This window comes from Campylobacter australis (genome assembly GCF_050586305.1).
Lineage (GTDB): Bacteria > Campylobacterota > Campylobacteria > Campylobacterales > Campylobacteraceae > Campylobacter_A.
The window spans coordinates 127343-141917 of record NZ_JAXUAA010000001.1 but is presented as its reverse complement, the minus strand read 5'-3'; the positions used below and the strand labels follow the sequence as shown (position 1 = coordinate 141917).

The window sequence follows — 14575 nt, the reverse complement described above, 5'->3', positions numbered from 1 at the left end:
CTAAAAACCTTCAAGTAAAATTTGATAAAGCCGCTCTACATCAATATCATCAAGCCATGCCGTGCTTTTAGTGTTAAATAGTTTTTCTATCTTTTCATGCGAAAAACCAGCCTGATTCAAACAGCTATCATGAGCTGGTAAAAAGCCGCGTACAAGGCAAATTTTACCGCTTATACGCTCATCACAGACAAAGCATTCAAGCTCACTATGAAGCCTGCCTTCATGCTCTAAAATTCTTACATAGCTTTCGATGATTAGGCGTTTTGGGTTTTGTTTTTCAAATTTTTGAGCACAGTTTTCAAGCTGGGCAAAATAAACACTCTCAACCTCATCTACATCTTTTAGATGAGTAAAAACTAGCCGCATAAACTGCTGCCAGATAAGCAGTCGCTCGCGATTAAGCTGCCAAATAAAGCCAAGATGTATGACATTTCTAAGATGTGGCAGAAATTTTATATTTTCAACAAGCTCAAAGTCAATCTTATGCCCAAGCATGATATTTGGATGTCTCGCACCATAAAATCTATAACTTTTTACAAGATATTCTTTCGTCAAAATAAAGACAAGCAGATCCTCGTCCTTAACTTTTTGTGTGTGTAAAATGTAGCCTTGCATTAGGCAAAAAATACAGAAATTTTCTCTCGCATTAGCGATATGTCGGTTATGCGATTGATCTCATCACGAAAGCTACTAGCCTCGCTCATGCCCTTGCTATACTGGTGTAAATGCTTACGAAATATATAAGCACCCTGCGTGCCATAGTGCTCTATCATCGCGTCAAAATGAGCCAAGATGATCTCTTTTTTTAACTCACCACTTACACTCTTGCCACTTTTTATCTCGCTAAATATCCAAGGTTTACCAATACTTGCTCGACCTATCATTAGTGCGTCCGCACCAGTTTTAGCTAGTACATCCGCCGCATTTGTAGCATCTATATCGCCATTTGCGATTAGTGGAATTTTTATGACATCTTTTGCTGCTTTTATCGCTAAATAATCAACATCAGCACTATATCCTCCAGCCCTAGTTCGTCCATGCACAGCTATATAATCAACCCCAGCCTCTTCGCAAGCCTTAGCGATAGCTTCTGGGATTTTTTCATCAAAACCAAGCCTTACTTTGGCACTTAGTAGTTTTTTGTTTGAAGTTTTTTTTATGGTTTCAAGTAAAATTTTAAGCAGATCAAGATCTTTTAAGAGTGCAGAGCCAGAGCATTGGCGCACGACCTTTGGAACTGGGCAACCACAGTTTAGATCTATGCCATCTATGCCATCAAATTTATTTATGATACCAACTGCTTTTTTAATATTTTCTTTATCATTGCCAGCTATTTGTACTATATAAGGTGTCTCATTTGGGGATTTTTTAAGCATATCAATACTTTTTGCACTATCATAAACAAGTGCATTTGCGCTTATCATCTCGCTCACGCTTACATCACAGCCAAAACGCTTAACAACACTTCTTAAGGGCAAGTCAGAAAAACCTGCCAAAGGAGCAAGAAATAGAGGTTTTTTACTAAAATCTATCATTTAAAAAAGAGCGAACTAGGGACACTTTTACCATTTTCACGCAGATAAAGCAGAGTTTTTATCTTGATAAACTCATCAACATCGCTATTTGCAATAGCCTCCCTAACATCATCAAGCATAACAAGCTCATAAAGCGCGTATATATAGGCCTCATCAGCATCTGCGTGAGAATTTCTAAGTTTTTCAAATATTGTTTTATAAGTATCTGGCTTTAGTTTATCTTTTAACATTATAGCAGCACGCAAATACTGCTCACGACTTATCTTATCTTCATCTAAAAGTTCAAAAATTTCATCATAATTTATGCTTATGCTGTCATTTTTATAGCGTTCAAGCAAGTCCATAACCTCATCTGAACTAAGCGTACCTGCGTAGCGCTTTATGTCAGCAAATTCTGCCTTAGCCAAAAGTTTAAGTCTAGCACACTCTTTTAAGCTTTCATGCGCCATAGCGTCTTTTAAAATCTCTATGTAGTAGTTTGGTTGTGTATTTATCTTATTTTTTTCATTTTGTAAAAATAAAGCATTATCCTTTGAAAGTTTAAATTTCTTTATATCTACTACATTACCATTTTTAACACTATTTACCACATTTACAACATTTGCGATATCTTCATCACCTATGCTTAGATCTTTATATAACCCCCAAGGCGATAGTATGCGAGTAGCTGCAGCTGGGATTTTAAAAATATCAGTTTTAAATTCTTTATTACTTGCAAGACCAAGAAAGATCTCCTTTAGCATATCTTTATAAAGCGACCTATCGCGTTTTATGTCTCGCTTATATTTATAAACTCCAAGGCTATGAAAAAAGATGTGAAGTATCGCCAGTATAGCAAATACCGCAACTGGGATAGCAAACCAAACGGCAAGTGGTAAATTTATCTCATAACCAAGCAAATTTAATGAGTATGAGCCCGCATCTGTTATCATGAATGCACAAAATGCAACAATAGCAACATATATAATAGAATAGATAACAAACCGTCTAGTTTTCATACTTTCTCCTTTAATTTTTTGCTGTTTTTTCGACTATCTCACGACAAGTTATGCAATATCTTGCATGTGGCTTGGCTTTTAGGCGCGCAGGAGCTATATCCTCTTCGCACATCTCGCAAATTCCATAAGTTTTATTTGATATTTTTACCAAAGAGCGCTCTATCTCAGATAGCTCATTTTGCTGCTGCACGCTTATGGATTGCTCTATAAGTTGATCGGCATTTATACTTGCTATGTCTATCTCATCGCTTGCGCCACTCTCCCTAAGCCCACTAACTTCGTTTGCTGAGTCTAAAATATTTTTTTTAATCTGAATTTTTCGCTCCTCAAGAAGCTTTTTAAAAAATTCCAAGTCGTTATTTGTCATCAATTTCCTTATTTGTGGTATGGATGTCCTGCATTTATGCAAAGACCTCTAAAAATTTGTTCAAAAAGCACAAGTTTTGCTATCTTATGAGCCATAGTTAGAGCGCTCAAACTTACAAGCTTGTCTGCCTTTTTTTTAAAATTTTCACTTAATCCATAAGCTCCGCCTATGAAAAAATTTATATTTGCATTTTTACTAAAAAGCTCAGCAAATTCTTTACTATCAAGTGCCTTACCGCACTCATCAAGCACGATATTATAGCCATTTTTCATCTTTGGTTCATAAATCTCATCATACGCCCTAAGCGCTTCATCTTTGCTTGCACTTTGGGCTTTTGCTATCTTGTCATTAAATATTGTATTATCCGTGATGTTAGCAAATTTTAGTGACATCTTTGTATAACTTTTTATCTCATTTTCAAAGCTATCTGCTGATGATTTTTGTATGCTAAAGACATTTATGTTCAAGCCATTACCTTAGTTATTCATAAAAATCTTAAGTGTATCGCTGATAAATTTTTTATGCTCATTGCGCGGCACAATCGCATCTATAAGCCCATGCTCTAGTAAAAACTCAGCCTTTTGAAATCCCTCTGGTAAATTTGCACCAATAGTTTGCTTTATAACTCTCTGACCAGCAAAACCGATAAGCGCGCCAGGTTCAGCAATGATTAAGTCGCCAAGCCATGCAAAACTAGCACTTACACCACCCATCGTTGGGTCAGTAAGCACTGAAATGTATGGGAGTTTAGCCTCCGCTAACATCTTTAATGCTGCTGAAGTTTTTGACATTTGCATAAGAGAAAATGTGCTTTCTTGCATTCTCGCACCACCAGAAGCACTCACGATGACAACTGCTTGTTGTTTTTCTATAGCTCGTTTTATCGCACGAACTATCTTTTCGCCCTCTACTGACGCTAACGAACCGCCCATAAAGCCAAAGTCAAAGACTACTAGCTGTATCTGCACTCCATCACAAGTTGCCTCTCCGCATACCACAGCACTTGTTCTACCAGTTTTCTCTTCACTTTCAGATATTCGTTTTTTATATGATTTTTTATCCACAAATTTTAAAGGATCTACTGGTTTTAGTTTTGCATCATACTCAACAAAACTACCCTCATCACAAAGCATCGCAATACGATCATGTGGCTTTAAGCGCATATGGTAAGCGCATTTTGGACAGACATTAAAATTCGCCTCAACCTCTTTGTAATACATCAAAGAGTGGCAACTATCACACTTTACCCAGTGTGCCGGCGCCTCATTTGGTGCTGGCTGACTCTTTCTTATCTTGGAAAATATATCAATAAAACTCATTTTCTGCCTATCTTTCTAAGAAAATTGGCTGATTATACCTAAAAGTTGCTTGATTTTTCTTATAATGAGGAAATTTGTAGTGAAAAATTTAGGGTAAATTTAGAAATTTACCCCTTATTTATAGTCTTAATCGTAGAATTTTTCACTTTGCTGGGCTGCTATCTGAGCTTTTATCATAACTTTTGCCTTGCAGTCAGAGCAACAATAAAGCGTTTTTATCTTATCTGGCTGGTTTGCAAAGCGTGGTAGCATAAGCGTTGCTATCTTTTCAACCGCTTTTTTGGTTGCAAATTCTTTACCGCACTCAACGCATTTAAAAAGCTCATCTTTAGCAAGCTCGTTATATGTAAAATACTCTGGTTTTAGCTCGATTTTACCTCTAGTTAGCTTTATCGTATCCTTTTCGGCGCAGCTTAACTCGCAGTATCCACATGCCGTACAAACACTTGGGTTAAATTTGATAGAGTTATCGCTTTTATCGGCAACAAGAGCACTTACATTACAAGCACCAACGCAACTTAGACAAAGAGTACAGGTATCTTGATTTATCTCCACTTTGCCATATTCTATAGCACCATCTGCATAAACTACGCCTAAATTTTCATCTCCAACCAAATAGCTAAGGCGTTTTGCAAAAACCTCTCGTTTTGGTAAAGCATACGAACTAGTCGTCTTTTGCGAACCATCAATAAGTTTTGCTTTATTTAGCATATCTTTAAGCTCACTTTCATTTTTTGCTACAAAAATGGCTGTTTTGTTAAATTTTAGCTCATAAATTTGATTTAGCATATCTATGGCTGAGCTCATCGCCCTAGAGCGTTTTGCTGGATAGACAACAAGACTTGAGCCACTCTCTTGAAGTAGCGATATAAGGTGTGTTTCATTTAGAAATTTTTCGCTTCTTACAGCAAATGGCAAGACATTTTCTGGTAGCTCAATGCTTAAGCTTTCAAGCTCGTCAGTTAGCAAAACAAGTGGGATTTTGCCTTTATAAAGCTTGGCATTTGCATAAAAGCTCTCACGAGGCATTAGCGAACTATCAAGAGCGCCACTAGGACAAACACTTATGCACTCGCCACAATTTATACAATCTATATGAGAAAATATAAGATGTTTTGTCTCATCCTCTTTTAGTATCGCAACAGTTGGACACACCTCACTACATTTAGCACAAATTTCATGTCTTCTTTCGTGATACTGGCAAATGCTACTATCATAAGTTGTGAAACTTTTATATGCGTAAGTTGGTGAGCTGGCATTTAAAAGTGTCAAAATTTCTTCATCACTCTTACCAAAAATCTCAATACAGCCACTTTGTCTGAGCATATAATCACGCGCATTTTCAACAAGCACAAAGTCTGCATCTACCTCAAACTCGCCCTGCTCATTTAGCACTATAACGCTTAGCTCACCGACCGCGCCATAAAGAAATTTTATCTCAAAATGACTAAGCTCAATAACCTTAAACCCGCCATCTTTTAGACTTTGCGCTAGCTCTGCACGACCGCCGTTACTTATGATAACTACATTTTTTCCGACATTTTTTTGATAATCAATGTCCTTTGCGCTATCAAAAACATTTGCACGAGCCTCATATAGCAAAAGTGCATTTTTTGACTTTTCTAAAACACTATCTTTTGAGTTTTTAAGATAAAAACTTATCTCGTGAGCATAAATTTCAGCTTTTAGTTTTCTTGAGTTTGCTACTAAAAACTCGGCATTTTCATCGCTTGAAATTTCTATTTGTTCATTTAGCATAACTCCGCCAACATCATCATAAAAACCAAATTCTTTCATAGTTTTCCTTTAAACAATTCTCATACAACATATTACTCTTATACACTTTAAATCATAATTAAGTGTGAAATTTAATTTTCATGCTAAAATAACGCCTAGTAAAACAAAATTACTTGGAGGAAAAATGAGCTTTCAAAATCTCCCGCAAGTGGATAAAATTTTAAATCTCGAGTGCTTTACAAATGAGATAAAACCCGTTATAGCAAATATCGCAAGAGAAATTTTAAACACTGAGCGAAACAAGATAAAACAAGGACTACCTAGCAAAAACTCAGATGAGATTATCTCTGAAATTTGCCAAAGTTACGAGAATTTTAAGGCAAAAGAGTTGAAAAGAGTGATAAATGCAACTGGTGTCGTCATGCACACAAACCTAGCCCGTAGTGTGATAGATGAGCAAATTTTAAACCGAGCCAAAGAGATTATAACTTCATATTCAACACTTGAATATAGCTTAAAAGATGGCAAACGCGGTAACAGATACGAGTATGTAGGCACACTACTTGCTGCACTTTTTGGCTGCGAGGATGCACTAGTGGTAAATAATAACGCAAGTGCTGTTTTTTTAGTGCTAAACACCTTTGCAAAAGACGGTGAGACGGTAGTTAGCAGGGGTGAGCTGGTTGAGATAGGCGGAAGTTTTCGGGTGCCTGATGTTATGAGTGCTTCTGGAACAATTTTGCGTGAAGTGGGTACAACAAACAAAACACACCTTTATGACTATGAAGATGCCATAAACGAAAACACAAAGATGCTTTTAAAAGTACATCGCTCAAATTTTGATATCGTAGGCTTTTGCGAAAGTGTTGATACAGCTGAGTTATCATCGCTAGCCAAAGAGAGAAATTTGATTGATTATTACGATCTTGGCAGCGGATATGTTGGCGAACTAGCACATAAGCTTGGAAAAGATGAGCCAAGTATTGCTAAAATAATGCAAAGTGGCGTAAGTCTTATGAGTTTTAGTGGCGACAAGCTTTTTGGCAGCGTACAATCTGGTATCATTCTTGGTAAGCGTGAGCTCATCGCAAAACTACGAAAAAACCAGCTGCTTCGTATGTTACGCGTCGATAAGATAACAATCGCAATATTGTGCGAAAGTATAAAAGCCTATTTAAATAAAGAATTTGAGATTTTAAGCACACCAAAACATATAAATAAAAGTGTTGCCGAGCTTGAAAATTTAGCAAATTTCATCAACAAAAGACTAAAAAAGTCACTTGAAATTTATCAAACACAAACATTTGTTGGAGGTGGCAGCTTACCAAATAAAACCTACCCAAGTCTTGCATTGAAAATAAAAGGCGACGCCATTATAAATGAAGAGTTATACAGAAAAAATGGCGTTATAGGACGGATAGAAAATGGTGCTTTTTTGCTTGACTTAAGAAGCATTTTAGACAAAGATATAGAAATTTTAATAGAAAAAATAGATCAGATCGAGAGTGAAAAATGGGTTTAATAATCGGAACAGCAGGTCATATCGACCACGGCAAAACAGCGCTTATCAAAGCACTAAACGGCTTTGAAGGCGATAGAATGGAGCAAGAAAAAGAGCGTGGCATAACTATTGACCTTAGCTTTTCAAATTTGCAAAGAGGTTATGAAAATATAGCTTTTATAGATGTTCCAGGTCATGAAAATTTAGTTAAAACGATGATCTCAGGGGCGTTTGGCTTTGATGCTTGTATGTTAGTCGTGGCTGCAAATGATGGTATCATGCCTCAGACAAAAGAGCATATAAGCGTCTTAAGCTTACTTGATGTAAAAAGCATAATCTTAGTAATCTCAAAAGCCGATCTAGTTGATAAAAGTCGCCTAAAACAAGTCGAGCAAGAATTACTTGAATATATCAAAAATTTTAAAAATTTAAATGTTTTACAGAGCTTTTTTGTCAGCATAAAAGATGATGAGAGTATAGTAAATCTTAGAGATTATCTTTTTACACTACGACCTAAAAAACGCGATGATGATGGGATTTTTCGCTACTACATTGATAGAGCTTTTAGCGTAAAAGGTATCGGCGTAGTTGTGACTGGTTCGGTTTTAAGTGGAAGTGTAAAGATAGGTGAAAAACTCTTTAACTATGACATCGCAAAAGAGGTTGGTGTACGAAATATACAAACCCACGATGCTGATGCAAAAAGCGCTGGCACAAGCTCGCGTGTGGCTTTAAATTTAACAGGAGTTGAGCTAAGCGAGTTAAAAAAAGGGCAGCTACTTAGCAAAAAAGGATTTTTCCGTGGCTTTCGTGAAGCTGATACTGTAGTATTTTCTAGCATATTAACACATAATCAAAGCGTGACATTTTGTGTAGGCGCAAAACAAATAGCAGCAAAAGCCATAGTTTTAAGCGAACAAAATGAGAGCAAATTTGTAACATTTAAATTTGAAAAAGATATGTTTTTAAAATTTAATGAGCCATTTGTGCTTATAGCAAATGGTAGAGTTATAGGTGGTGGACGAGTGTTAAATCCTATAAGCGAACCACTAAAAAAACAGAGCAAAATAAGCTTTTTAAACGCACTAAATCATAGCGACTTCAAAAGTGTTTTCGAAATTTTAAAAGATACTCATAAAAATGGCTTTGGACTTATAAGCTCGGTTCAACGCTTCGATCTAGCCCATGAAAAGGCGCTAGAAGTAGCAAAAAACCTATCAAATGTCTTTGTTGATGACGCAGCGCTTAATGTCTATGATCAAAGCGCGCTGGCTAGAATAAAAGAATTTGTCAAATTTATGCTTGAAAAGAATAAATTTGCCATATTTTCAGCAAACTCTATAAGTCTTAAACTTACCTGGGCTAGTCAGAATTTAGTCCAAAAAGCCATTGATGAGCTTGAAACAAGTGGTATCATAAGCAAAAAAGAGGGCGTTTATACAAAAACTGGCATTAATCTAAGCGAACTAAAAGTAAGATTAGAGGATGAAATTTACAAAATTCTAGATACGGCAAATCTGGCTCCAGAGGCACCTTATAACATCTATGATGAGCTTGAGATAGACCGTGCTAGCGGTGATAATGCACTAAAAAAGCTAACGGCACAAGGTCGTGTGATAAGGCTTGCTCATAATCTTTTCATAACATCAAAAGCCCTAAATGAAGCGCTTAGCAAGTTAAAAGAGCTCATAAAAACACAAGGGGCAGTCAATGTGCATAACGCAAAAGACGCGCTAGGACTTAGCAGAAAGTACATCATCGCCTATCTTGAGCGACTTGACCTTGATACAAACATAATAAAAGATGGTCTTGATAGAAAATTTAAATAAGCATTAAAGCGGTGTTTAAACTTAGCCGTTATAATCAGCAAAAATTTTTAAAAAGGTAAAAAATGAAAAAAATTCTACTCCTAAGCACTGTTGTTGCAAGCTCGCTATTTGCTCTAACAAATGAGCAAATTTTAGACTTTTATAAGCAAATTGTCCCTTCAAATGTCAAAATAGAGGTCACATCAAGACAAAAAGTTGAAAACAACACTGCATACGAAGCTGTGATACTAAAGGTAACAGAGGGTGATCAAAGCAACGATATGGTTGTTTTTACGCGTGATGATCTTATATTTAACGATATTTTAGACCTAAAAAGTATGACAAATTACAAACAAGTTATACTTGATAAAATGCTAGCCAGCAAGCTAAAAGATGTCTATAAAAAAGAGGATAAAAAACATATCATTAGCCTTGGCGATGACTCAAAAAAGCCAACAACCATTATATTTACCGATCCTGAATGCCCTTACTGCAGACTTGAACTGGCAAATATAGAAAAAAGGCTAGTAAATGAAAATGTCAAGATGATACTTACGCCAGTTCATGATAAAAGCGCACTTGAAAAATCACATCTTATATATAAAGAGATCGCCTCAGCAAAATCAGATAGCGAAAAAGTAAAGATAATGCGTAAATATTACGACCAAAATGCCGTAGTTCCTGAAAAGTCAGTATCTGAAGCAGAGATTCAAAAGATGGATGATTTACGCAAAAAATATTTTAATGCAGGTGTAAATAGCGTACCAAAAATCATCAGTGAAGATAGCTTAAAATAACTACAAAATGGGCTTAACCAAGCCCTACTTCTTAAAATTTTATCATTTTTTTGTATAATTACTCCAAATTTTCATAAGGAAAAAAGATGAAAGATAGCGAGATAAAAACCCCAGCCTATGTATGTGAAGAGTCAAAATTAAGAAAAAATTTAGAAATTTTAAAGTATGTTAAAGACGAAAGTAAGGCAGAAATTTTAGTTGCACTAAAAGGTTTTGCGTTTAGTGGCGTGATGGGTCTTGTTAGTAAATATCTTGACGGTGCAACTTGTAGTGGCTTACATGAAGCAAAATTTGCAGCAAAGCACCTAAACGGCGAAATTTGCACATATTCTCCTGCATACAAAGATGATGAGATAGATGAAGTTTTAGAAATTTCAAGCCATGTTATCTTTAATAGCTTTAATCAGTGGAAAAAAATTAAAGAAAAGGCGCTGAAAAGTGGCGTATCTTGCGGTCTAAGGGTCAATCCCGAAATTTCAGTCTCACCAGTTGAAGCCTATAATCCATGTGGTCGTTTTAGCCGACTAGGTATCACAAAAGCAAACTTTCGCCCAGAGTTACTTGATGGCATAAAAGGTCTTCATTTTCACGCACTTTGTGAAGAGAGTGCACAGAGTTTAGAGCTAGTTTTGGCAGAATTTGAGAAAAAATTTGGCGAGTTTATCCCGCAAATGGAGTGGATAAATTTCGGAGGCGGTCATCACATTACAAAAGAGGGTTATGATGTAAATCTTCTTATAAAACTTATAAAAAATTTCCGAGAAAGATACGGCGTAAAAGTACTTCTTGAACCAGGAGAGGCTGTTGGCTGGCAGACTGGCTACTTAGTTGGTAGTGTGCTTGACATAGTTAAAAATGAAAAAAATATCGCCATACTTGATGTCTCAGCCGAAGCACACATGCCAGACACTGTGCTAATGCCATACAGACCAGCAGTGCGTGGCGAGAGTAAAAATGGAAAATTTGAGTATCTTTTTGGCGGTAGCACCTGCTTAGCTGGCGATATAGTAGGACTTGAGGCTGGCGATAGTGTGTATAGATTTGATAGTGAGTTAAAGATTGGCGATAGGATCATATTTGAAGATCAAATCCACTACACTATCGTAAAAAATACAACTTTTAATGGAGTCAAACTACCAAATTTAGTCCTTTTAAAAGAAAATGGTGAAGTAGTTATGGTACGTGAATTTGGATTTGATGAATTTGAAAGAAGGAACTAAAAAGCACGGTATTTTGTGCTTTTAGATCTTTAAAATTTCCTTTATCTTATCTTCGCTTATAAGGGTTGAGTCAAATTTCACGACTGCACCCTTTGCATTTTGTGTCCTATCAAAAATGCCCTTAATGCCATCAAGCGCACCTAGATCTATATCATTTTCAAAATACAAATTTTTAAACACTCTTGGATCTTTTAATCTAGCAAGCCCAAAGAGCCATATAACGCACAAAATAACACATATAACAGCCAATTCAAACATGCTTTTAATATGAAGTATGTAGCCACCAAAAACCCCACCTATAAAGCTACCAAAGTAACCAAATGCGTTAAAGACGCCAAGAGCCGCACCCTTTTGTTTTGCTTTTACAAATTTTGTTGCACAGCTTTGCATTATAGGCTCATGCAGATTAAACCCAACAAAAAACACAACAACACCAACTATAAAGATAAATACAGAATTTGAAGCAGCAAAGAGCGAGTATGCAGCCACAAAAAGCACTACACCAACTAGCAAGATAGACTTACTAAGCCCCTTGCCATCACCTAAAAATCCTCCAAGTCCCATCGCTATAAAGCCAAAAACCGTACTTGTAGCATAGACTTTCCAAAGTTCTGCCTGAGCATATCCAAGCTCATTTACTAAGATGATAGGGATAGCTAAAAAAGCGATGCTTGTAAGCATCTTTTGCATTAAATTTGTAAGACTTATCAGCAAGAAATCCTTTTCAAAAATAAGCTTTAAAAACGGTACTTTTTCCTCAACATGAACGACCTTTACCTCTTTTGGAACAACCGTAAAAAGCAAAATAAGACAAAAGATACTAAGTGCACCACTTAGATAAAAAAGCCCACTAAGACCCCAGCTTTTACTCAGAACAGGACTTAAGACCATAGAAAGCGAGAACGCAAGACCTATAAAAGCCCCCATTATAGCCATCGCCTTTGAGCGGTTTTCCTCTTTTGTATAATCGCTTATCATAGCCGTTGCTACAGCCCCTATAGCACCGACACCCTGAAGCAAGCGCCCAAATATCATCATGTAAATTCCACTAGCCTGAGCACATATAAAACTTCCGATAACAAAAACTATAAGTCCGATACAAAGTGTCTTTTTTCGTCCTATTTTATCAGAAAGTGCGCCAAATGGCACCTGAAATATCATCTGTGTTATCGCATAACCACCTATTAAAACTCCTACCAAAAACTCATTTGCCCCATCTAACTTTAACGCATACAAACTAAGAACAGGTAAGACCACAAAAATACCAAAAAATCTATTTCCTATTATAAAACTAAGTGGCAAAACACCTTTTGACATGATTTTCCTTAAAATTTTTCCTAGATTTTAACATAATATTTATAAATTAATCTCTTTTTTGATAAAATGTAAGTTAAATTTACAAAAGGCAAAAGCATGAAAATCGTCTTAGCAACATCAAATAAAGATAAAGTAAAAGAGATAAAAGAATTTTTACAAGAGTATGAAATTTACGCTCTTAGCGAGGTTATGAAGCCATTTGAGATTATAGAAAATGGTACAAGCTTTAAAGCAAATGCGCTTATAAAAGCGCAAGCAGTTTATGATAAAATTTGTGAGCTAAATCTACAAGATGAGTTTGTGGCTCTTAGCGATGATAGTGGCATTAGCATTGATGTTTTAGATGGTGCTCCGGGCATTTACTCGGCTAGATATAGTGGAGAAAATGCCACAGATGCGAGCAACCGCGCTAAGCTAATCTCAGAACTAAAAGCCAAAAATCTAACAAGCACAAACGCACACTATACCGCCTGTATCGCGATTTCAAGCAAATTTGGTAGCTATACTACGCATGGCTTTATGCACGGTAAAGCCATTAGCGAAGAAAGGGGTGAAAATGGTTTTGGATATGATTTTATGTTTATCCCAAACGGCTATGCAAAGACTATAAGCGAGCTTGATACTCAGATAAAGCTCAAAATTTCACACCGCTCAAAAGGGCTTGAACTCTCACGATATATCCTAAAAGCATTGAAACGAAAATTTAGATGATATATGACGCTATCATTGTTGGCGGCGGAGCTAGCGGTCTTTTTTTAGCAGCAAATTTAAAAGAATTGAATGTTTTAGTTCTTGAAAAAAATAGATCCGCAGGTAATAAAATCTTAGCCAGTGGTGGCGGCAGATGCAATATCACAAACAAAAACATAAGCTCTAAAAACTATCTTGGAGATGAAAATTTTATCTCAAACTCGCTTAATAACTTAAACTATAAAGATATCTTAAATTTCTTTAGTGAGTTAAATTTTAGCGAGCAAAAAAGTTCGCAGTTTTTTTGTGATAGCGGAGCAAAAGCTGTTTTAGAGGTGTTACTATCAAAAATAATGGCAGAAATTTTATACAACCACGAAGTTATATCGGCTAATAAAAATGGTGAAATTTTTGAAATTTCTTGCCAAAATCAAGCAATCTTTAAAAGCAAAAAGCTCATCATAGCAAGCGGAGGCATAAGTTATAAAACGCTCGGAGTAAGTGATGTAGGACTAAAGATAGCCCATAAGTTTGGGCTAAAAACTGCAGCATTTACTCCAGCTCTTGTTGGCTTTACGGTGCAAAAAGATGAATTTTGGTTTAAAAATTTAAGTGGAGTCAGCATAAAGGCTGAAATTTCACTTACAACAAAAGTGGATAAAGGCAAGTTTTGTGAGAGAAAATTTAGTGGAGATATACTTTTTACACACAAAGGTATCAGTGGTCCAGTAATCTTAAACGCGTCTTTATTTTGGCAAAAGGGACAACTAAGCTTAAATTTCTTACCAAATTTTAGCAAAAAACAGCTAATTCAAGGTAAAAAGCAGCTAAGTAGCGTCTTGCCTTTGCCAAAAAGTTTTGTGCTAGAATTTTTACGCACAAATAGTTTAAAAGACGCACCTTACAAGAGTTTTAGCCATGAGCAAAGGGATAAAATTTTAAAACTTTTTGATTATCGCTTTGCACCAGCTGGGACATTTGGATTTGAGCGTGCAGAGGTTTGCAGAGGCGGAGTTTTAACCAGTGGGCTTGATGAAAATTTTCAAGCAAAAGGCATTAATGGGCTTTACTTTGTGGGCGAAGTTTTGGATATCACAGGAATGCTTGGTGGCTTTAATATCCACTTTGCATTTGCTAGTGCAAAATGCGTTGCGCAGGATATATTAAGAATTAACTGTCCAAGCAATAAATATCTTAAAAAATAGCCCTGTAAGTAAAATTTTGTTAAAATCCATAAAATCAAAAGGAGATATCCATAAAGCCAGATGATGTTTTAACCAAAATAG

General features: G+C 36.1%; 14 protein-coding genes. 6 read left to right on the top strand and 8 right to left on the bottom strand.

Features of this window, described 5'->3' with window-relative positions; all coding sequences use genetic code 11:
• From recO to U5B17_RS00655, 7 genes are all read right to left on the bottom strand, one after another.
• Complete coding sequence (gene recO, locus U5B17_RS00685; protein ID WP_430803448.1) at nt 1–615, bottom strand: recombination protein RecO; 615 nt, start codon at nt 613–615, stop codon at nt 1–3.
• Complete coding sequence (locus U5B17_RS00680; protein WP_430803447.1) at nt 615–1535, bottom strand: tRNA dihydrouridine synthase; 921 nt, start codon at nt 1533–1535, stop codon at nt 615–617. The genes recO and U5B17_RS00680 overlap by 1 nt, the downstream gene beginning before the upstream one ends.
• A complete protein-coding gene (locus U5B17_RS00675) occupies nt 1532–2533 on the bottom strand; it encodes a LapA family protein (protein ID WP_430803446.1) in 1002 nt (333 codons plus the stop codon). Before U5B17_RS00675 ends, U5B17_RS00680 begins: the two co-directional genes overlap by 4 nt.
• A gap of 10 nt (nt 2534–2543) precedes the next feature.
• Nucleotides 2544–2900: an RNA polymerase-binding protein DksA gene (gene dksA / locus U5B17_RS00670; protein ID WP_430803445.1), complete on the bottom strand. Its 357-nt coding sequence runs from the start codon at nt 2898–2900 to the stop codon at nt 2544–2546.
• 8 nt (nt 2901–2908) lie between these two features.
• Nucleotides 2909–3367: a 23S rRNA (pseudouridine(1915)-N(3))-methyltransferase RlmH gene (locus tag U5B17_RS00665; RefSeq protein ID WP_430803444.1), complete on the bottom strand. Its 459-nt coding sequence runs from the start codon at nt 3365–3367 to the stop codon at nt 2909–2911.
• Between the two features lie 9 nt (nt 3368–3376).
• Entirely contained in the window at nt 3377–4219 is an 843-nt protein-coding gene (accD, locus tag U5B17_RS00660) for an acetyl-CoA carboxylase, carboxyltransferase subunit beta (protein ID WP_430803443.1), read from the bottom strand.
• 126 nt (nt 4220–4345) lie between these two features.
• On the bottom strand, nt 4346–6016 hold the full coding sequence (locus tag U5B17_RS00655) for a 4Fe-4S binding protein (RefSeq protein ID WP_430803442.1): 1671 nt from the start codon (nt 6014–6016) through the stop codon (nt 4346–4348).
• A 124-nt stretch (nt 6017–6140) separates the two neighbouring features.
• Between U5B17_RS00655 and selA the strand changes: the two genes are divergently transcribed.
• From selA to nspC, 4 genes are all read left to right on the top strand, one after another.
• Nucleotides 6141–7478 (top strand): L-seryl-tRNA(Sec) selenium transferase, encoded by a 1338-nt coding sequence (selA, locus tag U5B17_RS00650; RefSeq protein WP_430803441.1) that lies wholly within the window; start codon nt 6141–6143, stop codon nt 7476–7478.
• Entirely contained in the window at nt 7469–9286 is a 1818-nt protein-coding gene (gene selB / locus U5B17_RS00645) for a selenocysteine-specific translation elongation factor (RefSeq protein WP_430803440.1), read from the top strand. The genes selA and selB overlap by 10 nt, the downstream gene beginning before the upstream one ends.
• A gap of 62 nt (nt 9287–9348) precedes the next feature.
• Nucleotides 9349–10062 (top strand): thioredoxin domain-containing protein, encoded by a 714-nt coding sequence (locus U5B17_RS00640; RefSeq protein WP_430803439.1) that lies wholly within the window; start codon nt 9349–9351, stop codon nt 10060–10062.
• Between the two features lie 86 nt (nt 10063–10148).
• Nucleotides 10149–11282 (top strand): carboxynorspermidine decarboxylase, encoded by a 1134-nt coding sequence (nspC, locus tag U5B17_RS00635; protein ID WP_430803438.1) that lies wholly within the window; start codon nt 10149–10151, stop codon nt 11280–11282.
• 21 nt (nt 11283–11303) lie between these two features.
• On the opposite strand, the gene U5B17_RS00630 is transcribed toward nspC, so the two are convergent.
• The gene (locus tag U5B17_RS00630) at nt 11304–12599 is read right to left on the bottom strand and encodes an MFS transporter (protein WP_430803437.1); all 1296 of its coding nucleotides are present in this window, start codon (nt 12597–12599) and stop codon (nt 11304–11306) included.
• 96 nt (nt 12600–12695) lie between these two features.
• Here U5B17_RS00630 and U5B17_RS00625 point away from each other — a divergent pair, with 96 nt between their 5' ends.
• Together U5B17_RS00625 and U5B17_RS00620 are read left to right on the top strand one after the other, a co-directional pair.
• Nucleotides 12696–13310: a non-canonical purine NTP pyrophosphatase gene (locus U5B17_RS00625; protein WP_430803436.1), complete on the top strand. Its 615-nt coding sequence runs from the start codon at nt 12696–12698 to the stop codon at nt 13308–13310.
• Nucleotides 13307–14494 (top strand): BaiN/RdsA family NAD(P)/FAD-dependent oxidoreductase, encoded by a 1188-nt coding sequence (locus U5B17_RS00620; RefSeq protein WP_430803435.1) that lies wholly within the window; start codon nt 13307–13309, stop codon nt 14492–14494. The genes U5B17_RS00625 and U5B17_RS00620 overlap by 4 nt, the downstream gene beginning before the upstream one ends.
• The last annotated feature ends 81 nt before the right edge of the window (nt 14495–14575 follow it).

Excerpts from the sequence above, each read along its gene's own strand:
- recO (WP_430803448.1), bottom strand. The coding sequence starts at position 615 with ATGCAAGGCTACATTTTACACACACAAAAAGTTAAGGACGAGGATCTG.
- U5B17_RS00680 (WP_430803447.1), bottom strand. The coding sequence starts at position 1,535 with ATGATAGATTTTAGTAAAAAACCTCTATTTCTTGCTCCTTTGGCAGGT.
- U5B17_RS00675 (WP_430803446.1), bottom strand. The coding sequence starts at position 2,533 with ATGAAAACTAGACGGTTTGTTATCTATTCTATTATATATGTTGCTATT.
- dksA (WP_430803445.1), bottom strand. The coding sequence starts at position 2,900 with ATGACAAATAACGACTTGGAATTTTTTAAAAAGCTTCTTGAGGAGCGA.
- accD (WP_430803443.1), bottom strand. The coding sequence starts at position 4,219 with ATGAGTTTTATTGATATATTTTCCAAGATAAGAAAGAGTCAGCCAGCA.
- U5B17_RS00655 (WP_430803442.1), bottom strand. The coding sequence starts at position 6,016 with ATGAAAGAATTTGGTTTTTATGATGATGTTGGCGGAGTTATGCTAAAT.
- selA (WP_430803441.1), top strand. The coding sequence starts at position 6,141 with ATGAGCTTTCAAAATCTCCCGCAAGTGGATAAAATTTTAAATCTCGAG.
- selB (WP_430803440.1), top strand. The coding sequence starts at position 7,469 with ATGGGTTTAATAATCGGAACAGCAGGTCATATCGACCACGGCAAAACA.
- U5B17_RS00640 (WP_430803439.1), top strand. The coding sequence starts at position 9,349 with ATGAAAAAAATTCTACTCCTAAGCACTGTTGTTGCAAGCTCGCTATTT.
- nspC (WP_430803438.1), top strand. The coding sequence starts at position 10,149 with ATGAAAGATAGCGAGATAAAAACCCCAGCCTATGTATGTGAAGAGTCA.
- U5B17_RS00630 (WP_430803437.1), bottom strand. The coding sequence starts at position 12,599 with ATGTCAAAAGGTGTTTTGCCACTTAGTTTTATAATAGGAAATAGATTT.
- U5B17_RS00625 (WP_430803436.1), top strand. The coding sequence starts at position 12,696 with ATGAAAATCGTCTTAGCAACATCAAATAAAGATAAAGTAAAAGAGATA.
- U5B17_RS00620 (WP_430803435.1), top strand. The coding sequence starts at position 13,307 with ATGATATATGACGCTATCATTGTTGGCGGCGGAGCTAGCGGTCTTTTT.